The sequence below is a fragment of the Aeromonas sp. SrichE-2G genome, from assembly GCF_017939565.1.
In the GTDB taxonomy this organism is placed as follows: domain Bacteria; phylum Pseudomonadota; class Gammaproteobacteria; order Enterobacterales; family Aeromonadaceae; genus Aeromonas; species Aeromonas taiwanensis.
In genome coordinates this window covers 1-19027 of sequence record NZ_JAGKRG010000010.1, presented here as the reverse complement: position 1 = coordinate 19027, position 19027 = coordinate 1, and the positions used below count along the sequence as shown (strand labels likewise).

Genomic DNA, 19027 nt, shown 5'->3' with positions numbered 1-19027 from the left:
AGAAGAGGCCCTCAGGCCTCTTCCTTGCGCAACCCCCTGTCATCCGGGGGCGAATCCTCCTGGCCTGCCGGAATGCTTGCCCCGACATAGATGCGGTTCTTGCCATCCCGCTTGGCGCGGTAGACCTCGGCATCGACGCTGGCGAGCAGCGCCTTGGCATCGAGACCGGGGGCACTCGCCACCAGGCCACCGCTGAGGGTGATCCCGAGCCCGGGTTCGCGCCAGTCCAGTGCCGCCACCCCCTTGCGAAACTGCTCCAGCAGCATCTGGCAGAAGTGCACGTCCGGGTTGGCCAACAGCACTACCAGCTCCTCGCCGCCATAGCGGCAGACCCAGCCATGGTCCCCCAGCAGCCGGGTACCAAAACTCGCTACCCGCTTGAGCACCACATCCCCGGTCTGGTGGCCATAGGTGTCGTTGACCCCCTTGAAGTCATCAAGATCGATCATGGCCAGGCAGAAGACGTGCTGTTCCAGCAGCAGCCGGTTCAGGCGCTCGTCGAAGAAACGGCGGTTGTAGAGGCCGGTCAGCTTGTCCAGATTCGCCTGCTGGCGCGCCTCATGGTAATCCTTGCTCACCTCGGCCAGCTCGGCATAGACGTGTCTTAGCTCGCGCATCCCCCCGTGGGGAGCCTCCTCGGGCCTTGTCCTGCTGGCGCGGATCATGGTGGAGATCTCGTCCAGCATGCGCCTGAAATAGCGGGACCAGAACAGCGCCAGCACCACATAGAGCACGCAGGCCAGCATGATGACCCCCAGCACGTTGAGCAAGGCACTCGTCACCACGGCCTGGATGCTGGAGGCAGGCAACACGCTGATCAGCACCCAGTTGCGCTCCGGCAGCCGGCTGTAGGCCACAAACTGCTGCGAGCTCTGATCCAGGAAGAGCCCATCCTCTTTGCTGAAGCGGGAGAGCCAGTCCGGGTGGGTCATGGATTTGAGCAGGCGGGACGGGTCGGGATGGGCCAGCACCTTGCCGGACTGATTGATGATCATCTGGTAGCCGCTGCTCCCCTGGCGGTTCAGCTGGGCCGAGAAGGGGGCCAGGATGGCATCGACCGCGAGGACCCCGCGCACCTTGCCCTCCTTGTCGGTCAGGGCGCGCGCCAGGGCGATCACCAGATTGCCGTTGGTGTAGTCGTAATAGGGCTCGGTCCAGACCATCTTGCCCACGTGCTGGCTAGCCAGCTGATACCAGGGGCGCACTCTGGGATCGAAGTTGGCATCCGCCTGCCACTCGGGGTAGATCAACATCTGGCGCTCGGCGGTGCCGACATAGATGTAGACCAGATCGGCCATGACGCCCTTGTAGAGCCGCCACTCCTTCAGATAGGTCTCGGTGTTCTTCAGGTGGGGGCCGCTGATGTCCTCCACCTTCATCTGGTCGTAGATGAGGGTGAACTGGCGCTCCATCTCGTGCAGATAGGGCTCGATGAAGACGTGGCGCAACTGGTGGTTGGTGGCGAGCAGGCGCTGTTGCAGCTCCTTTTGCAGGCTGCGCTCCATGTGCAGGTAATAGATGGCTCCCAGCATCAGCACGGGGATGAAGAGCACCAACAGGCCCAGACGCATACGGGCGACCAGGGACCAGGTCTTTCTGGAAACTGCCTGTTTCGCCAACCCTGACTCCCCTATACCCTGACGTCGTGTAGTGTCAGAATATCAGCCCCGCCTGATGGCGTCCAAAGGGAAGCGTGCCATGTGGCCAACGAGAAGGAACTGGCTTGGATGTTGAACCCGGACCTGCTGACCGCGCTCCATTACTGCGCCGTGATCACCCTGACCGGTGCCATCACCTCGCAATACTTCCTGTTCCGGCGCGGCATGTCCATCGACCAGGTGCGCAAGCTGCTGCTGGCGGACAGCCTGGCCGCGCTGGCCTTGCTGCTCATCTTCATCACCGGCGTGCTGCTGGTGCTCGCCCACCCGCAGCCTCCCTCCACCCTGTTCGCCAATCCCGGCTACCGCACCAAGCTGCTGCTCTTCTTCACCATGGCCATCAGCTTCGGCTACCCCAGCCGGCTGTTCCATCGCTGGCGCCGCTCCCTGCGCCAGGGACGAGCCCCCATCGTCTCTACCCAGCAGCAGCTCTGGGTGATCTGGATCCTGAGGGGCAACCTGCTGATGCTCGCCCTGTTGCCTCTGCTCGCCAAACTGGCCGGCCGCTGAGCCAGCCTCCCTGGCCATGCCCGTGCCGATGCAAATCGCTGGCGACAAACGCCCCCGCACACGGGTATCGTACTGACGGGGCCCGAGTGCCCGCGACTGTTTCTCAGGGATGATTTCGTATGCGTTCAAACATGATGTTACTGATGGCCGCCGCCATCTGGGGGCTGGGCTTCGTCGCCCAGCGTCTGGGGATGGATCACATGGGGCCCTTCACCTTCAACGGCCTGCGCTTTCTGCTCGGCGCCTTCTCCCTGCTGCCCCTGCTGTGGTGGCTCAAGTCACGCCAGCCCAGGCAGCCAGCCGGGCAACCGTCAGGGGATAGACGCCAGCTGCTGATCGGGGGCCTGCTGGCCGGGGGAGTGCTCTTCTCCGCCGCCTCCCTGCAACAGGTGGGGCTGCTCTACACTACGGCCGCCAAGGCGGGCTTTATCACCGGCCTTTACATCATTCTGGTGCCTGTCATCGGCCTGGCCCTGCGCCACAAGACGGGAGCCAACACCTGGATCGGCGCCCTCATCGCCATGGCCGGGCTCTACTACCTCAGCGTCACCGAGGAGTTCACCATCGGCTACGGCGATCTGCTGCAGGTGGTGGGCGCCCTGTTCTGGGCCGTGCATCTGCTGGTGCTGGATCACTACTCCAACCGGGTCGCCCCCATTCGCCTCGCCGGGGTACAGTTCGTGGTGTGCGGCCTGCTCAGCCTGATCACGGCGTTCGCCATCGAGACTCCGACCCTCTCCGGTGCCGTCGCCGGCTGGCAGGCGCTGCTCTACGCGGGCCTGGTCTCGGTCGGCATCGGCTACACCCTGCAGGTGGTCGGTCAGCGGGGCGCCCATCCGGCCCATGCCGCCATCATCCTCAGCCTGGAGACGGTGTTCGCCGCCATCGGCGGTGTCCTGCTGCTGGGGGAACACCTGGACGAGCGGGCCATCGTCGGCTGCGCCCTGATGCTGGCGGGCATGCTCATCTCCCAGATCCGGCTGCGCTGGTGGTGGAAGTCCCGCCGGGACAAGGTGCCCAGCCAGTGAATGCAAAGAGGAGCCGATATGGCTCCTCTTTCGTCTTTACGAACCCCGGTATGCGTCGCCACTCAGCCTTGCACGCTGGAGCAGAAGCTCACGTCGTCCCGTAGCGGATCGTTGCTCACGCTGTGGTAGAGCTCGAAGCAGGGGCCGTCGCCAAAGGCCAGCCCGGCGGCGACGATGTCGCCGATGTGCTCCTGCCAGCGCAGCCCGTACTGGCTGCGATCCGTGATCAGGTAGCGGGACTGGGCGTAGCGCCCGGCGGGAATGCCCTGGGTCTCCACCTCCCCCGTTCCCTGAGTGCCTGCCGGCACCGTGATGCCGATGTCGGTGCGGCACTGGGCCGGTGGCGTCACCTCGGGGTTGTCGTGGTAGATGAAGATCCACTCCCCGTCCGCCAGGCCGCGGGTGGACGCCCACTGGTGCAGCCGGCCACAGACCGCGTCATACCCCTCCCCGTAAGGTCCCGTCACCCGGATGTAGGCCAGGGTACGCGCGTCCATTTCAACCGTCTTCATGATGTTGCTCCTTGCTGATGAGTGGCCTTCAGCATAGGGGTCCGACTCGAAGAGCGCGTGTCCCTCCTTGCGCTCCAGGTGTCCATTCTTGCTCTCCTGGCGGCGAAACGCCCCCGGGGTGCAGCCATAGTGGCGACGAAACGCCTTGGCGAAGGCCTGGGAGCTGCCGAGCCCCGCCCCCAGGGCGATGGCGGTGATGCTGGCGTCGGTATAGCGCAGCTGCCAGGCGGCTCGCTGCATGCGCAGGCGGCGGCACATCTCGCCAGGGGCCTCGCCGGTGACGGCGGTGAAGACCCGGTGGAAGTGGTAGAGGGAGAGACAGGCTCGCGCGGCCAGCGCCTCGATGGAGAGGTCCGGATCCTGCTCCAGCGCCCGCACCACCGGCAGCAGGCGGCGACGATAATCGATCATGGGCGCAGCCTGGCCATGTAGAGGGTGTCCATCAGCTGGCCGTGGCGCATGCCGTATTCCCGGGCGATCCCCTCCTGCACGAACCCAGCCTTGCGATAGAGGGCCTGAGCCGCCTCGTTGTCACTCCAGACGGTGAGCTCGAGGCGGGTCAACCCGAGCCAGTTATCCGCCAGATCGATGGCGGCCGCCATCAGGGCACTGCCCACGCCACGCCCGGCCCAGTCGTCGCGCACCGCCATGCCGAGGCCCGCCACGTGGCGCCGGCGCGGGTTGGGCTCTTGCCACAGGGTCAGATTACCCACCACCAGGCCATCGGACTCGGCCACCAGCACGGTGACGCCGTCTCGCGGTTCGAGCCGCTGCTGCCAGTGATGCAGCGAGGCGAAGGGGAGTTGCAGGGTGCCGGCCTGGGCCTGGGGCATGGCGTAAAGATCGCGGAGGGCAGGGGCATCCTCGGGACCGGCGCGGCGAACAATAATGGACATGAGACCTCCTTGGCTATGACCCATCTTGCCGCAAAATCTGCTCCCGTCGCCATACCCATCAGCGAAACCAATCAAAGGGTTAGGAACACTCCATTGGAGCCGGACGCGCCACTCCCCTAGTCTGACCGCACGCCAACAAGGAGATCCACCATGACCGACAAGACCCTGCACAGCGCCAACGGCGCCCCCGTCGTCGACAACAACAACAGCCTCACCGCCGGCCCGCGCGGCCCCGTCCTGCTGCAGGATGTCTGGTTGCTGGAGAAACTCGCCCACTTCGATCGCGAGCGCATCCCGGAGCGGGTGGTGCACGCCAAGGGCTCGGGCGCCTACGGCACCTTCACCGTGACCCACGACATCAGCCAGTTCAGCAAGGCCGACCTGTTCAACGCCGTCGGCAAGCAGACGCCGGTGTTCCTGCGTTTCTCCACCGTGGCGGGCGAGAAGGGGGCCGCCGACGCCGAGCGCGACGTGCGCGGCTTTGCCCTCAAGTTCTACACCGAGCAGGGCAACTGGGATCTGGTGGGCAACAACACCCCTGTCTTCTTCATCCGCGATCCGCTGAAATTCCCCGACTTCATCCACACCCAGAAGCGGGATCCGCGCACCAACCTGCGCAGCGCCACCGCCGCCTGGGACTTCTGGTCCCGCCACCCGGAATCCCTGCACCAGGTCACCATCCTCTTCAGCGACCGCGGCATCCCCAAGAGCCTGCGGGAGATGAACGGCTACGGCAGTCACACCTTCAGCTTCATCAACGACGCCAACGAGCGCTTCTGGGTCAAGTTCCACTTCAAGACCGAGCAGGGCCACAGCTTCTACACCGATGAAGAGGCCGCCATCACCGTCGGCCAGGATCGAGAGACCAGCCAGGCCGACCTCTACAACGCCATCGAGCGCGGCGACTTCCCGCGCTGGAAGGTCTATGTGCAGGTGATGCCGGAGGCCGAGGCCCACACCAGCAAGGTGCACCCGTTCGATCTCACCAAGGTGTGGCCCCACGGCGACTACCCGCTGATCCCGGTCGGCGTGCTGGAGCTCAACCAGAACCCGGACAACTACTTCGCCCACGTGGAGCAGGCCGCCTTCACCCCGGCCAACGTGGTGCCCGGCATCGGCTTCTCGCCGGATCGCATGCTGCAAGGGCGGCTGTTCTCCTACGGCGATACCCAGCGCTACCGCCTCGGGGTCAACCACGGCCTGCTGCCGGTCAACGCCCCGCGCTGCCCCTTCCACACCGCGCACCGCGATGGCGCCATGCGCAGCGATGGCAACGGCGGCGCCAGCCCCAACTACCAACCGAACCGTTTCGGCACCCAGACCCCGAGCGGTCAACACGAACCGGCCCTGAGCCTGGAAGGTGCGGCGCTGCACTACGACTTCCGCGACTACGACGCTGACTACTACAGCCAACCGGGGGCGCTGTTCCGCCTGATGGACGAGGGGCAGCGCGCGCGCCTCGCCGCCAACCTGGCCCGCTCCCTGGTCAACGTGCAGGATGACGCCATCGTCGCGGCACAGCTCAGCCACTTCGAGCAGGCCGACCCCGAGTACGCCCGGCGAGTCGAGCTGGCCCTGGCCGCCTTGCAGCGCTGATGCCTGCCCGGCAGACAAAAAACAAACGGGGGCCATGGGCCCCCGTTGTCATCGTGCTGCACGGAAAAACAAACACGGAGCCAATGGCTCCGTGTTTCAATGCGTTATCAATCCCTGACGGAACGCGCCTCGCGCGCTTCGCGCTCCCTTGCCAACAGGCGTTTGTACCACCAGCTGCTGCGACGACGTTGTGCATTGGAAGAGCGACGAGCCATTGCCTAGATCCCAGTCAAGAGAAGAAAGAGCCGCATTATGCGATAGAGATCACGCCCGTGTCTGTAGCTGGATCAAGAAAAGGCTCACTGGCCGACGCGGATCGTCGTCTTGTTGTTCGACTCCTGCCCGGGGGGTTGCAGCACGGCGGGTTCGCGCCAGGCCAGAGGGCCATTGCTCTCCAGATCGTTCTGCGGGCCGCACTCCAGCCAGAGATCCCCCTGCTGGATCCGGGCACCGAGGGAGTATTTCTGATCCTGATACCAGCAGACTCGCTCCGGCAGCGATCCCAGGGGCAGCACCAGATCCGCCCCCACCGAGTGGCGGGACTGTGCCTGTACCCTGACCGGATCCGCCAGGGCGCCGGTCGCCCCCACCAGGACAAGCAGAGAGAAGACGAATTTAATCATGACAAGCGACCCGTGATGAGAAGAACCCTATCCATAGAGGCGACCACAGTCGTCGCCCACTTGACCAAAAAATGACAGCTCATCTGGCATTCCGGGGGCAATATGGTAGCCTGCCTGCGCCCGCTGGCTACACCCATGGAGCTGGCGAACCAATTCAGGTGATGTTGTCGGGATAGGACAACACATTACCTTATTAATCAAATAATTACTTGGATATGTTGTCGATGCGTATCATGCCGTTGCTCAAGGCCGCCTGCCTGAGCCTGATGTTGTCCGCCTGCGTTGCCCCCCTGCTGATGATGAGCCCCACCAGCCAGCTGATGTGGGCCCTGCTCAAGCCTCTGGTGGGTTTCGATCCGAACGAAACCAGCCTGTTCGAGCAACCGATGATCAAGGACAGAATGACCGCCATGCTGGGGCCCAACTACGACACCACCATGCAGCTGCTCAAGACCGCCAACGAGTTGCAGCAGGAGGGACCGCTGTTCTACGTGGTCTCCCGCTACGCTCCCATTCCTGACGTGGCAAAGCAGGCCGGCATGGTGTGGAACGCCGACACCAACCAGCTCGCCGTCATGCTGCAGAAAGGGGACGGGGCGACCCAGGTGTTCGGTGAGAACCTGATGGCGAGCACCCCGGTCTGGCCCAGCACCATGCAGGATTGGCAATCCCAGACCAACCCCACCGCCACTGCCCTCAGCGGGGTCGGGCAAGCCATGACGGGATCCGGCACCTCATTGCTGGGCGGCATGATGGGCAGCCTGCAGCAGAGCGCGAGCAAGACCCTGGCCGACTCCACCAGCAAGATGATCGGCGGCGCTGCCACGTCAGCGCAGCAACAGGCCCAGAAGGCCGTCACCGACAGCGCCCAGCAGGCGGTCAGCAGCGTCGCCACCTCGGCGCAGCAGCAGGCCCAGAAGACCGTCACCGACAGCGCCCAGCAGGTGGTCAGCAGCGCTGCCACCTCGGCGCAGCAGCAGGCCCAGAAGGCCGTTACCGACAGCACCCAGCAGGCAGTCAGCAGCGCCGCCACGTCGGCGCAGCAGCAGGCCCAGAAGGCCGTCACCGGCAGTGCCCAGCAGGCGGTCAGCAGCGCCACCGCAGCGCAGCAACAGGCCCAGAAGGCCGTCGCCGGCAGCGTCCAGCAGGCGAGCAGCAGCGCCTCCGCGACACAGCAACAGGCCGGAAAGGCTGTGGCCGCCGCCGCCCAGCTGGCGGTCAGCGGCGCCACCAAGACGCAGCAACAGCTCAAGAAGGCGGAGGAAGAGGCTGACCCCCTGAGCGATCAGGCCAGGGCCGATGCCGAAGCCGAGCTGGAGAAGCTGCTCAACTGAACGAGGGCGAGCGACGCCACCATGCAAACAGGCCACCCCGGGGTGGCCTGTCGTCTATCAGGGAAGGGGCGCCAGCCTTAGAAGTGGCGGTCCTGCTCGGTGGGCTTGGCCACCTTGTCCTCGCTGTGCTCGATGGCGGTACGGATAAGGTCGACACCCGCCCGGATGATGAGCACCCCCATGTTGACCAGCTTGACGCAGACCCACATGAAGGTGATGAGCAGGATCAGCTTGAGCACCGTCTGGAATGCCTCCAGGAAGTTTTGCTCCAGCTGGGCGGTGAGGCCGTTGGCACTGCTCATCAGCCAGTTGTAGACCTCGCGCACGAAGGGTATGCGGCTCGGCATCTCCAGCACGTCCAGCGCCGCAGGCAGCGCCTGGAAGATGACGATGCTGCCAAACAGTATCAGGATGACGCCGATGGCGATCCCCAGGAAGAAACCGAACTGTCGCATGAAGGGCCTCAAGATGTGGTGATTGAAAGGAACAACAACCGCCAATACTAGGGACTGCCCGGGCAGACGGCAATCTTTGTGCCCCAGATTGAGCCGACACGCCCCGCATGCGGCTCCCTCGTCGGGAAGTGATTGCCCAGATATCTGATTTCTGTGACCCTTGTCCCCACTCCTCTCCCATGGACCCATCATGATCCGATCCGCCTTGCTCCTGATCCTGCTGTTTGGCGCGCTCTGTGTCCCCCTGCGCGCCGCCGAGCCGCCCCCTTCGGCGGCCGCCTGCGTGGTACGCCACCAGCAGTCGCTGCTGCTGGTGCAGGACAGTCTCTCTTCCCGCTACAGCCTGAGCGGGGGCTACATAGATGCGGGGGAAACCCCGGCCCAGGCGGCCCTGCGGGAGCTGTTCGAGGAGACGGGATTGCGGGGGCGCGTCACCGGCGAGCTGGGGCGCTGGCAGCGGGCGCAGGTGTTCGCCTGCCAGACCCTCTCCCCCATCCAGGCACAGGCCGGGACGGGGTTCGTCTCCCTGCTCCAGGCACCGAATCTCGGCGGAGAGATCCAGAACGCCAGGCTGATGGAGGCGGACAGGCTGCCCCATGACGCGCGTCGTTTCCCGGCGCAGCTCGACTGGCTGGCGCCAAAACTGGCCGGAGTGCCCGAGAGCCCTGTGCAGTGGGTGGCCAACTTCAGCAACGGCGCCAGCGCCCTGCATCGCGCCGAGCTGCCGCTGATCCAGCGCCTGCAAGCCTGGCTGGGGACAGACGCTAACTGGCTCCTGGTCGGCAATCTGCTGGGCTCCGCCCCCTTCCAGCTGGCGCTGCTGCCCTTCCTGATCCCCTTGCTGGGCTGGCAGGGGCTGCGCCGACTGCTGTTTGCCATGGTGCTGCTCACCATGCTGGTGCACCTGTTCAAGGCCGGCCTCGGCTGGCCAAGGCCCTTCCACCTGCAACCCGAGCTGGCCCGCCAGAGTGCCCAGGGGTTTGGCATGCCCAGCGGCCACACCGCCTCGACCCTGCTGTTCTGGGGACTGCTGCTGACCACCCAGACCTCCCTCAAGACCTGGCAGGGCGCCGCACTGGCCCTGTTGCTGGCCATGCTGGCTGGCCTGGCCCGGGTCTGGCTCGGGGTGCACTTCCTCTCGGACGTCCTGGCAGGCCTGGGGCTTGGCACCCTGCTGCTGGCGCTGCGCGCCCCCCTCACCACGCTGGCGGGGCAACACCTCTCCTGGTGGGGCCTGCTGCTGATCTGCACCCTGGCGGGCTGGCTGACCCAGTCCACCGCCCTGGCCGGGCTTGCCATGTTCACCCTGGGGCTTGCATCGGGTAATCTGCTACAACTCGAACGGCACCCGGTTCCCGCCATCCGTACCACCCTGCTGGCATTGGGGGGCGGGCTGCTCATCGGGGGAGGCCTGCTGCTGGTGCCCCTGCTCACCAGCAGCTCCCTGCTGATCCTGGCCGGGAGAGGGTTACTCTATGGCTGCCTGGGGTTCTGGCTGAGTGCCGGACTCTGGTGGCTGCTGTCCATCGTCCATACCGGCTCCTCCCGGAGCCCCACCCCCACAAAGGGAACGTCATGAATATGAAGAAAGTGGATTTGGCCAAGATCACCCTGGGCTTGCTGTTCCTCAGCCTGCTCATCATCTCGTGTTTCATGGTGCTGCGCCCCTTCCTGCCCGCCCTGGTGTGGGCCACGATGATCACCATCGCCACCTGGCCGCTGATGCAGATGGCCCAGCGCCTGCTCTGGGGCAAGCGCGCCCTGGCGGCCCTGCTGATGAGCGGCATCCTGCTGCTGATGTTCGTCATCCCGCTCTTCATGACGCTGGCCAACGTGGCAGAGAAGGCTCCCATGCTGATCGAATTCGGCACCGAGCTGAGCCACTCCCCGCCCCCCGAGCTGCTCTGGTTGCAGCAGGTCCCCCTGGTCGGCACCAAGCTGTATGAGTTCTGGCAACAGATCCTGGCGAGCGGCGGCCAGGTGCTGTTCGCCAAGCTGGCCCCCTACTTCGGCCAGACTGCCCGCTGGCTGGCGGCCCAGGCGGGCAACCTCGGCCTGCTGTTCGTCCACTTCCTGCTGACCGTGGCCATCTGCGGCCTGCTCTACCATTCGGGCGAAAAGGCTGCGGATGGCATCCGCCGCTTCGCCCATCGCCTTGCGGGCCAGCGCGGCGACAATGCCGTGGTGCTCGCCTCCCAGGCCATTCGCGCCGTCGCAATGGGGGTGGTGGTGACTGCCCTGGTGCAATCCTCGGTTGCCGGACTCGGCCTGCTGATTGCCGGCATTCCCTACACCATGATCCTGGTGGTGCTGATGTTCCTGCTCATCGTCGCCCAGATCGGCCCCTTCCCGGTGCTGCTGACCAGCATCGGCTACCTCTACTGGAGCGGGGACACCACCTGGGGCACCTTCCTGCTGGTCTGGTCCGTGCTGGCGGGCACCATGGACAACTTCCTGCGCCCCTTCCTCATCAAGCGCGGGGCCGATCTGCCCCTCATCCTCATCCTGGTGGGCGTCATCGGCGGCCTGCTGGCCCTCGGCATCATCGGCCTCTTCATCGGCCCCGTGGTGCTGGCAGTGGGCTACACCCTGCTGGATGCCTGGATCAAGGAGGAAGAGACCTCTCCAACCATCGCCTCCCCTGTCCCGCCCAAGGCGGACTGACCCCTCATCCAGGACGCCGCCGAGGGGCGGCGTCCCTGCCCTCTTCCCGCATCCGGCCGCGCCAGAACCAAAGTTCGAACCGGTGCGCCAAAACACGAACCAGAGTTCGAATTCTCCCCCCGCCTCCCCTGTCCTCTCCCCGGGTCGCCCGCCACAATGCAGGCTCCATTCAAGAGGAGAACAAGATGAGCACATTGAGAGCAAGACGCGCCCTGATCACCGGTGGTGCCAGCGGCATCGGGCTGGCCATTGCCGAGGCTCTGGCCAGCCAGGGGGTGGAGCTGGTCCTGGCCTCACGCCGCCAGGGCTTGCTGGAGCAGGAGGCGGCCAGACTGGAGGCACGATACGGGGTGAGGGTCATGGCGCTCGCGCTGGATGTGTGTGACGGCGACCAGGTTCGGGACGGATATGCCCAGATCCGGGAGCGGTTCGGCCCAATCGACCTGCTCATCAACAACAGCGGGGTCGGCAGCGACCACCTGGTACAGGATCTGCCGGAGTCCGAGTGGGACAGGGTGATGGACACCTGCGCCAAGGGCACCTTCCTGATGACCCGGGCCTGCCTGCCGGACATGCTGGCCAACCGCCACGGCACCATCATCAACATCGCCTCCCAGGCCGCCAGACACGGTTATGCCAGGGCCAGCGTCTACTGCGCCGCCAAGTTTGCCGTGCTGGGGTTCGCCAGGGCGCTGCGGGAAGAGGTGCAGCACCAGGGCATCCGGGTCCACACCCTCTGCCCGGGCCTGGTTCAGGTACCGCCCCCGGCCTGTCCCGACGAGCGCAAGCCAGGCTGGCTGCAGGTGGAGGATCTCGCCGAGGCCGTGCTCTACACCCTCCGTCAGGGAGCCCATGTCCAGCTCGACGAAATAGGCATGACGGGGATCTGACGAGATATGCCGGGAGTGGGGAAGCGACACTCTGAGATGGGTCACTGAATCGGGCCGGCAAGGGTGCTTAAATGACCCCTTTCCCCTTGCCGGACAGCCCAGTGACCATGTCATCCTCCCCCCTTCCCCCCTCGTCCTGGCCCGAACACCTGCAGGCCTCCTGGCTGCGCTGCGCCCACCAGACCAGCGCCACACTCTGGCATCCGCCGCACTGTGCCAGAGGGCAAACCCTGCAGAGCCTGCGCCAGCGCAAGCGGGACCTGCTCACCACGGGCGAGATGGCACTGGAGGATCTCTACGAATTCATGGAAGGACGCCCCTGCGCCCTGCTGCTGACCGACGAGAGCGGCTGCCTGCTGGCCCGCACCGGCCACGGCGAGACGCTGAAGGAGCTCGATGCCCTCGGCTTTGGCCCCGGTGCCTTCTTCAGCGAGGGGCGCATCGGTACCAACGCCATCAACCTGGCGGCGCTGGAGGGGCTCCCCCTCTGCGTCAGCGGTCCCCAGCACTTCAACCAGACCCTGCACCCCTGGCACTGCTGCGCCAGCCCGGTCTACAACAGCACTGGTCGCCAGGTGGCCGTGGTGGCCCTGCTCTGCCGGGTGGAAGAGGCGGCGGCGGGGGATCTGGCGCTCACCGTCAGCGCCAGTCGCGAGCTGGCTCACCTGCTGCAGATGGAGCGCCTGATGCAGGAGTCCCAGCACCACCTGAGCGAGCTCTACGCCCTGCTGGACGGCATGGATGACGGCGTGCTGGCCTGGGATCCCCAGGGCAGGCTGCGCTACCTCAACGGGCTCGCGGCCAGGCGGTTGCGCCTCGATCCGGATGTCTGTCTCGGCCAGCCCCTCGATCACCACCTGCTGCTGCCCCGGCGACTGCGGCTCGCCATCGAGGCCATGACCCCCCTGAGCCACGTGGAGGTGACCCTGGAGAAAACGGGGGAGCAGGCGGGCGAGTTCATCGATGCGCTGGTGAGCCTCAAGCCGCTGCCCGGACCGGACGGGGTCGGCTTCATCGCCCTGCTCCACCCCACCGACAGGCTGCGCGCCATCCATCGCCTGCGCCAGACGGTGCCCGAGCTCTCGGCCCTGGTGGGGGAGTCGAGCGCCATGCGCAAGCTGCTGCGCCATGCCCGCCAGGCGGCCCGGGGGCAGGGCCCCATCCTGCTGCGGGGGGAGGAGGAGGTGGGCAAGGCCCAGCTGGCCGAGGCGATCCACTTCGGAAGCGAGGGGGCCGCCGGCCCCCTCGTCACCCTGAACTGCCTGGCGCTGCCGAGCGAGCGGATGGCGCTGGAGCTGATGGGTTCCGACGAAGCCGGGCAGGAGCGGGCCGGCAAGTTCGAGCTGGCCCACGGTGGCACGCTAGTGCTGGAGCAGGTGGAGTGTCTGCCCATGCCCATGCAGGCGGCCCTGCTGCAGCTGCTCAAGACGGGCCGCATACAGCGCTTCGACTCGGCCCGCATCCTGCCGCTCAGGGTGAGGATCATCGCGACCAGCAGCGCGCCGCTGGAGCAAAGGGTGCAGGAGGGGCACTTCGGTCGTCAGCTGCTCTATGCGCTGCAGGGGTGCGAACTGTGGTTGCCGAGCCTGAGGGAGCGCACCGCCGACCTGCCCGGCCTCATCGCCCAGCAACTGGTGGCCCAGGGGCGCGAGCCGGGACGCCGCTTCAGCCCGGCGGCCCTCGATTGCCTGCTGGCCTACCCCTGGCCCGGCAATCTCGGGGAGCTGCGCAGCACCATCGAATACGCCCTGCTCCACAGCAGTGACGAGTCTATCTCGCCACAGGCGCTGCCGGCGGCCATCTGCCACGGCCATCCCCCCGTGTCGGCGGATGCCATGGGGCAGCCTCTGCTTTCCCTGGCAGAGCTGGAGCGTCAGGCCATCTTGCGCTGCGCCCACGCCAGCAAGGGGCAGGTCAGCCTGATGGCGCGCCAGCTCGGGATCAGCCGCACCACACTGTGGCGGCGCCTGAAACGGCTCGACATGGATCTGGCCGACTACCAGAGCTGAGACGTGCTGGCCCAGAAAACACAACGGGCCCCGTCATGACGGAGCCCGTTGTGTTGAGTCAGCCACTCAGTCGCCGAAGCGCGCCTCGGCCAGTTCTTTAAAGCTGGTCAGGGCAGCCTCGGCATCCTCCCCCCTGGCCAGCAGGATCAGGCGATCCCCCTGACGCACGTCCAGCATGGTGAGCCGGGTCAGGCTGCGGGGATTGGCTTCTTTCTCCCCCTTTTGCAGTTTCAACTCGGCGGTGAAGGGCTTGAGGGCGGCCACCAGGCGGGCGGCCGGTCTCACGTGCAGGCCGTGGGGATTGTCTACCACCACCTCGCAGCGCAGCCAGCCATCGTCAGGGGTGGAAGCGACCTCGACGGCCTCAGGTTCGGTTTTGCCCGGCAGCATCGCCTGTTTGGGGCCCAGGGCGCCGAGGGCCTCGGCAGCTACCTCGTCCAGTGTCAGGCCGGAGCCGGCCGCCACCACGGCGGCCAGGGTGCCCTCGACCAGGGGGGCCGGGCAGAGTCGCACCCTGGCACTCAGCTCAGGGGGCAACAGCTCGAGGGCGGTCTCGGCGCTCAGGAGAGCGCTGCCGAGATCCATCAGCACCAGCACGCCGCTGCCGTCATCCGCCTCTTCAATCGCACTCATCACGGCGATGGCGTCGGTGCCGATGGGGTGGTCAGGGTCATCGACCCCGGCCGCCAGCAACAGTTTCGCCGGGCTGCCCAGCTGGTCGGCCAGCGCTTTCAAGCCGACTGCCAGCGTGGCGCTGTGAGAGACCACTACGATTCCTATCATGTTTACAACCTCGCTCTGTCACGCAGGGCGGTCAACAGCAACAGGGTCGAGGTGGCCCCGGCATCCTGATGGCCGATGCTGCGCTCGCCAAGATAACTGGCGCGCCCCTTGCGGGCCTGCATCTGGATGGTGGCCTCGGTGCCGGCCGCAGCGGCCGCCACCGCCTTGTCCAGCGCCTCGGGCAGCGGCAAGCCTTGCTGCTCCGCCTGCTGCAGGGCGGCCAGGGCGGGCCACCAGGCGTCGCACATAGTCTTGTCGCCCGGCTCGGCGCGGCCGCGGGAGATGATCCCCTCGACCCCGTCGCTCAACATCTTGCCGAGCTGGCCGAGGGTCAGGCTCTGGCAGGCATCGCTGCTGGCCGCGGCCCGGATGAAGAAGGTGCCGTAGAGCGGGCCGCTGGCGCCGCCGACCGAGGAGAGCAGGGTCATGCCGGTGGTTTTCAGCACCTGGCCGATGTCCTTGTCCGCCACCGCCGGCAGCTTCTCGGCCACCTTGGCGAAGCCGCGTTGCATGTTGAGGCCGTGGTCGCCGTCGCCGATGTCGGTATCGAGCGCGGTCAGGTAGTCGCGCTGCTCGGTGAAGATGTGCTCGCAGTCGAGCAGCCAGTTGACGATCTGATGTTTGCTTAGCATGGGAATGAGGGCTCCTTAGCAGCCGCGACGCAGGGCGGGGGTGTGAACGGGGGCATCCCACAAGGTCATCAGCTCGTCATCCACCTTGAGCAAGGTGATGGAGATGCCGGTCATGTCGAGGGAGGTGCAGTAGGGGCCGATCAGGTTGCGCACCAGATGGATGCCTGCCTCTTCGCACAGGGCGGCAAGACGGCCATAGACACCGTAGAGCTCGGAGATCGGCGTGCCCCCCAGGCTGTTGACCAGCGCGATGACCCGGTCGCCCTTGCTGAACGGCTCGATGAAGGTGTGCTCCTCCTGCCAGCTGCCGGAGGCTCTGTCCCAGTGACGCAGGGTACGGCCATAAGGGGTGTTGTCGACCAGCTCCTTGAACATGTCATCCACCAGGGCATTGAGGTCGGTGAAGGGGCGGCGTTCGATGCCGGGCTCGCCGTGGATGCCCACGCCAAACTCCACCTCGTTGTCCGCCAGAGTGAAGGAGGGCTTGCCGGCAGCGGGAACTGTGCAAGCGTGCATGGCGACGCCTATGGTGCGGCTCTGGTTGTTGACGCGACGAGCCAGTGCCTCGCAGCGCGCCAGATCATAGCCCGCCTCGGCGGCGGCACCGACCAGCTTCTCGCACAGCACGGTCGTGGCAACGCCACGGCGACCGGCGGTATAGAGGCTGTCTTTGACCGCCACATCGTCATCGATGAGGGAGAACCCCACCTTGATGCCATCGCCGTGCAGCAGCTCGACCGCCGTCTCGAAGTTGAGCACGTCGCCGGTGTAGTTCTTCACCAGAAACAGCACGCCGGCACCGCCGTCGACCGCCTGGCCGCACTCGTACATCTGATCCGGCGTAGGCGAGGTAAAGATCTCGCCGGGGCAGGCACCATCCAGCATCCCCTTGCCCACCAGACCGCCGTGCATCGGCTCGTGGCCGCTGCCGCCGCCGGAAACCAGCGCCACCTTGCCCGCCACGGGGGCATCGGCGCGGGTAATGAAGTGGGGCTCGATACGCACCTTGAGCTCGGGGTGGGCAGCCGCCATCCCCATCAGCTGTTCACGGACCACGGCATCGACGGCATTGATCAGTTTCTTCATGGCTCACTCCTTGGCTTGCCACCGCTCGGGTGGGCAGATGGTTGATGGAGCCAGTCTAACGGCAGAAAAGAGGATAAAAATGACGGGCTGTTTGGTTCGAATTTGAAACGAAAAAGCGGGGCGGTACGTTTCAATCTGAAACGATAAGCGTGGCAACGAGGCAGAACTGTTAGCCGCCTCACACCCATGAAAAAGGGCCCCCGCAGGAGCCCTCTTCGAAAACCGGAGGTATTAGATGGCCCAGCCACCGGCGTAGAAGATCACCAGTGCCAGGGCGATGATGACGGTGCCGATGTTGAGCTTTTTCCACTCGGCGGCAAACAGGCGGCCGATCACCAGGGCTACGAAGCCCAGCATGATGCCGGTGACTATGTTGCAGGTCAGCACGATGAAGACGGCGCACAGCATGCCGGAGAGGGCATCGACCGAGTCGTTGAAATCCAGCTTGGTGACGTTGCCCAGCATCAGCAGACCCACGTACATCAGGGCCGGTGCAGTGGCGTAGGCCGGTACCAGATAGCTCAGCGGGGAGAGGAAGATCATCAACAGGAACAGCACGCCGACCAGGGTGGCGGTCAGACCGGTCTTGCCACCGGCGGCAGTCCCTGCAGCGGATTCGATGTAGACGGCAGCCGGTGCACCACCGACGGCGCCGGCTACCATGCTGCTGACGGAGTCGGCAGTCAGGGCCTTGCCGCCGCTGATGATGTGGCCGCGCTCGTTGATGAGACCGGCCTGGCCAGCCACGGCACGGATGGTGCCGGTGGCATCAAACACGGCGGTCATCACCAGCGCCAGCACTGTGGGGATCACCACCGGATTGAGAGCACCCAGCACATCCATGCTGCCCACCAGGGAACCCTTCTCGCCGGTCAGGCTCGGCATTGCGAAGAAGCCCTGCCAGGTCACTTTCGGGTCGAAGATGAGGCCCAGGACGGAGATGGCGATGATCACCATCAGGATACCGCCCGGTACCTTGCGACGCTCCAGACCGAAGATGGCGGCCAGACCCAGCACCGTCATGACGACGGGGAAGGCGGTCACTTCACCAAGTTGGACCGGCAGGCCGGCCCCTTCATTCTTGATCACCATACCGACACCGTTGGTGGCGATCAGCAGCAGGAACAAACCGATACCGATGCCGGTGCCGTGGGCAATGCCGGAGGGGAGGTTGTCCAAGATCCACTGGCGCACGCCGGTGACGCTGATCAGGGTGAACAACACCCCCATCAGGAAGATGGCGCCCAGCGCCACCGGGATGCTCAGCCCCTGCCCCAGCACCAGGCTGAAGGCGGTGAAGGCGGTCAGGGAGATGGCGCAACCGATGGCCATCGGCAGCTTGGCCCACAGCCCCATCAGCAGGGAGCCAAAGGCGGCGATCAAACAGGTAGCCACAAACACCGGGCCCTGCTCAAAGCCAGCAGCACCCAGCATGTTCGGCACCACTATGATGCTGTAGACCATGGCCAGGAAGGTGGTCAGCCCTGCGACCAGTTCCTGGCGCACGGTACTACCACGCTGGGTGATGGAAAAATAGGAGTCCAGAAATCCGCCGTTGCCGGTACGGGCCGTCATTTCTTGCGTTGCCATAACTCATCCTGAAAGTGTGAAGGAAATCGTTTGCGTAATGGCGCGCAAAATAGCAAGAATTTGGCGAAATTACAGCGGATCAGCCACCATTTTCCCGAACTTTTCCATTTGCAGCCTCAATGGAAACCACAACTTGTGTGCAGAGGTCTCACCATCAGCCTCTACACTCTTAACTAATCACCCGCCCATCCACCGGAGAGAAGCCCATGCACACAGGCAATCTGTTTGGCAAGATCCCCTCCCCCCTGCCCAATGAAGTGTTCACGGATCTGGTCAGCACCAACCACTTTCGCATCGAACGCATCCTCTCTCTGGGACATCAGACCCCTTCTGGGGAGTGGTTCGATCAGGATGAACACGAATGGGTACTGCTGGTACAGGGCGAGGCCATCCTGGTCTTCATCACACCGGATACCGGGGAACAGGAGCGTGCACATCTGGGGCCAGGGGACTACATCAATATCCCCGCCCACCTTCAGCACAGGGTGGAGTGGACCCATCCTACCGAAGCCACCGTCTGGCTCTGCATCTATTACTAGTGAGGGACTCCCAGTCGGGAAGGAGCAGGATATGGAATCGAACAGAAAAGAAAAAAGCCCAGTCTTTCGACTGGGCTTCTTAAGTAGTGGCGGAGCGGACGGGACTCGAACCCGCGACCCCCGGCGTGACAGGCCGGTATTCTAACCGACTGAACTACCGCTCCGCATTCGGTTAGCTTTCGCTAAATCTTTTGCTGCTTCTTTATGAGGTGTCATCCTCGC

18 protein-coding genes and 1 tRNA gene are annotated in these 19027 nt (G+C 65.2%); 9 read left to right on the top strand and 10 right to left on the bottom strand.

Going from position 1 to position 19027, the window contains the following annotated elements; genetic code table 11:
- Window positions 1–11: 11 nt before the first annotated feature.
- Window positions 12–1619 (bottom strand): sensor domain-containing diguanylate cyclase, encoded by a 1608-nt coding sequence (locus tag J9885_RS13205; RefSeq protein ID WP_210549730.1) that lies wholly within the window; start codon window positions 1617–1619, stop codon window positions 12–14.
- A gap of 108 nt (window positions 1620–1727) precedes the next feature.
- Between J9885_RS13205 and J9885_RS13200 the strand changes: the two genes are divergently transcribed.
- Entirely contained in the window at window positions 1728–2168 is a 441-nt protein-coding gene (locus tag J9885_RS13200; protein ID WP_210549729.1) for a DUF2214 family protein, read from the top strand.
- Window positions 2169–2287: 119 nt separating this feature from the next.
- Complete coding sequence (locus J9885_RS13195; protein WP_043762549.1) at window positions 2288–3196, top strand: DMT family transporter; 909 nt, start codon at window positions 2288–2290, stop codon at window positions 3194–3196.
- A 62-nt stretch (window positions 3197–3258) separates the two neighbouring features.
- On the opposite strand, the gene J9885_RS13190 is transcribed toward J9885_RS13195, so the two are convergent.
- Together J9885_RS13190 and J9885_RS13185 are read right to left on the bottom strand one after the other, a co-directional pair.
- Window positions 3259–4119 carry an AraC family transcriptional regulator gene (locus tag J9885_RS13190; protein ID WP_210549728.1) on the bottom strand — a complete coding sequence of 287 codons (861 nt, stop codon included), beginning with the start codon at window positions 4117–4119 and terminating at the stop codon, window positions 3259–3261.
- Window positions 4116–4604, bottom strand: coding sequence for a GNAT family N-acetyltransferase (locus J9885_RS13185; protein WP_043762543.1), 489 nt, complete (start codon window positions 4602–4604; stop codon window positions 4116–4118). Before J9885_RS13185 ends, J9885_RS13190 begins: the two co-directional genes overlap by 4 nt.
- Before the next feature lie 150 nt (window positions 4605–4754).
- Between J9885_RS13185 and J9885_RS13180 the strand changes: the two genes are divergently transcribed.
- A complete protein-coding gene (locus tag J9885_RS13180; protein WP_210549727.1) occupies window positions 4755–6200 on the top strand; it encodes a catalase in 1446 nt (481 codons plus the stop codon).
- Between the two features lie 299 nt (window positions 6201–6499).
- Here J9885_RS13180 and J9885_RS13175 read toward each other — a convergent pair whose 3' ends face one another.
- Window positions 6500–6823, bottom strand: coding sequence for a YnjH family protein (locus J9885_RS13175; RefSeq protein ID WP_210549726.1), 324 nt, complete (start codon window positions 6821–6823; stop codon window positions 6500–6502).
- 224 nt (window positions 6824–7047) lie between these two features.
- Here J9885_RS13175 and J9885_RS13170 point away from each other — a divergent pair, with 224 nt between their 5' ends.
- On the top strand, window positions 7048–8157 hold the full coding sequence (locus tag J9885_RS13170; RefSeq protein ID WP_210549725.1) for a hypothetical protein: 1110 nt from the start codon (window positions 7048–7050) through the stop codon (window positions 8155–8157).
- 77 nt (window positions 8158–8234) lie between these two features.
- On the opposite strand, the gene J9885_RS13165 is transcribed toward J9885_RS13170, so the two are convergent.
- Window positions 8235–8612: a hypothetical protein gene (locus tag J9885_RS13165; RefSeq protein ID WP_043762537.1), complete on the bottom strand. Its 378-nt coding sequence runs from the start codon at window positions 8610–8612 to the stop codon at window positions 8235–8237.
- Window positions 8613–8802: 190 nt separating this feature from the next.
- Between J9885_RS13165 and J9885_RS13160 the strand changes: the two genes are divergently transcribed.
- From J9885_RS13160 to dhaR, 4 genes are all read left to right on the top strand, one after another.
- Window positions 8803–10191 (top strand): phosphatase PAP2 family protein, encoded by a 1389-nt coding sequence (locus J9885_RS13160; protein ID WP_210549724.1) that lies wholly within the window; start codon window positions 8803–8805, stop codon window positions 10189–10191.
- Window positions 10188–11276: an AI-2E family transporter YdiK gene (gene ydiK / locus J9885_RS13155; protein ID WP_043762575.1), complete on the top strand. Its 1089-nt coding sequence runs from the start codon at window positions 10188–10190 to the stop codon at window positions 11274–11276. The genes J9885_RS13160 and ydiK overlap by 4 nt, the downstream gene beginning before the upstream one ends.
- A gap of 185 nt (window positions 11277–11461) precedes the next feature.
- A complete protein-coding gene (locus J9885_RS13150) occupies window positions 11462–12166 on the top strand; it encodes an SDR family oxidoreductase (protein WP_210549723.1) in 705 nt (234 codons plus the stop codon).
- A gap of 101 nt (window positions 12167–12267) precedes the next feature.
- Complete coding sequence (gene dhaR, locus J9885_RS13145) at window positions 12268–14175, top strand: dihydroxyacetone kinase operon transcriptional regulator DhaR (RefSeq protein WP_210549757.1); 1908 nt, start codon at window positions 12268–12270, stop codon at window positions 14173–14175.
- Window positions 14176–14241: 66 nt separating this feature from the next.
- On the opposite strand, the gene dhaM is transcribed toward dhaR, so the two are convergent.
- From dhaM to J9885_RS13125, 4 genes are all read right to left on the bottom strand, one after another.
- A complete protein-coding gene (gene dhaM / locus J9885_RS13140) occupies window positions 14242–14958 on the bottom strand; it encodes a dihydroxyacetone kinase phosphoryl donor subunit DhaM (RefSeq protein WP_210549722.1) in 717 nt (238 codons plus the stop codon).
- Window positions 14959–14960: 2 nt separating this feature from the next.
- Entirely contained in the window at window positions 14961–15590 is a 630-nt protein-coding gene (dhaL, locus tag J9885_RS13135; RefSeq protein ID WP_201895243.1) for a dihydroxyacetone kinase subunit DhaL, read from the bottom strand.
- A gap of 15 nt (window positions 15591–15605) precedes the next feature.
- A complete protein-coding gene (gene dhaK, locus J9885_RS13130) occupies window positions 15606–16676 on the bottom strand; it encodes a dihydroxyacetone kinase subunit DhaK (protein WP_210549721.1) in 1071 nt (356 codons plus the stop codon).
- A gap of 231 nt (window positions 16677–16907) precedes the next feature.
- Entirely contained in the window at window positions 16908–18266 is a 1359-nt protein-coding gene (locus tag J9885_RS13125) for an NCS2 family permease (protein WP_210549720.1), read from the bottom strand.
- A 206-nt stretch (window positions 18267–18472) separates the two neighbouring features.
- Between J9885_RS13125 and J9885_RS13120 the strand changes: the two genes are divergently transcribed.
- Entirely contained in the window at window positions 18473–18805 is a 333-nt protein-coding gene (locus tag J9885_RS13120; RefSeq protein WP_134696991.1) for a cupin domain-containing protein, read from the top strand.
- 87 nt (window positions 18806–18892) lie between these two features.
- Here the strand turns inward: J9885_RS13120 and J9885_RS13115 are convergent.
- Window positions 18893–18969: transfer RNA gene (locus J9885_RS13115), tRNA-Asp, on the bottom strand.
- Between the last annotated feature and the right edge of the window lie 58 nt (window positions 18970–19027).

Coding starts and splice junctions, on each gene's coding strand:
- J9885_RS13200 (WP_210549729.1), top strand. CDS start 1,728: ATGTTGAACCCGGACCTGCTGACCGCGCTCCATTACTGCGCCGTGATC.
- J9885_RS13195 (WP_043762549.1), top strand. CDS start 2,288: ATGCGTTCAAACATGATGTTACTGATGGCCGCCGCCATCTGGGGGCTG.
- J9885_RS13190 (WP_210549728.1), bottom strand. CDS start 4,119: ATGATCGATTATCGTCGCCGCCTGCTGCCGGTGGTGCGGGCGCTGGAG.
- J9885_RS13185 (WP_043762543.1), bottom strand. CDS start 4,604: ATGTCCATTATTGTTCGCCGCGCCGGTCCCGAGGATGCCCCTGCCCTC.
- J9885_RS13180 (WP_210549727.1), top strand. CDS start 4,755: ATGACCGACAAGACCCTGCACAGCGCCAACGGCGCCCCCGTCGTCGAC.
- J9885_RS13175 (WP_210549726.1), bottom strand. CDS start 6,823: ATGATTAAATTCGTCTTCTCTCTGCTTGTCCTGGTGGGGGCGACCGGC.
- J9885_RS13170 (WP_210549725.1), top strand. CDS start 7,048: ATGCGTATCATGCCGTTGCTCAAGGCCGCCTGCCTGAGCCTGATGTTG.
- J9885_RS13165 (WP_043762537.1), bottom strand. CDS start 8,612: ATGCGACAGTTCGGTTTCTTCCTGGGGATCGCCATCGGCGTCATCCTG.
- J9885_RS13160 (WP_210549724.1), top strand. CDS start 8,803: ATGATCCGATCCGCCTTGCTCCTGATCCTGCTGTTTGGCGCGCTCTGT.
- ydiK (WP_043762575.1), top strand. CDS start 10,188: ATGAATATGAAGAAAGTGGATTTGGCCAAGATCACCCTGGGCTTGCTG.
- J9885_RS13150 (WP_210549723.1), top strand. CDS start 11,462: ATGAGCACATTGAGAGCAAGACGCGCCCTGATCACCGGTGGTGCCAGC.
- dhaM (WP_210549722.1), bottom strand. CDS start 14,958: ATGATAGGAATCGTAGTGGTCTCTCACAGCGCCACGCTGGCAGTCGGC.
- dhaL (WP_201895243.1), bottom strand. CDS start 15,590: ATGCTAAGCAAACATCAGATCGTCAACTGGCTGCTCGACTGCGAGCAC.
- dhaK (WP_210549721.1), bottom strand. CDS start 16,676: ATGAAGAAACTGATCAATGCCGTCGATGCCGTGGTCCGTGAACAGCTG.
- J9885_RS13125 (WP_210549720.1), bottom strand. CDS start 18,266: ATGGCAACGCAAGAAATGACGGCCCGTACCGGCAACGGCGGATTTCTG.
- J9885_RS13120 (WP_134696991.1), top strand. CDS start 18,473: ATGCACACAGGCAATCTGTTTGGCAAGATCCCCTCCCCCCTGCCCAAT.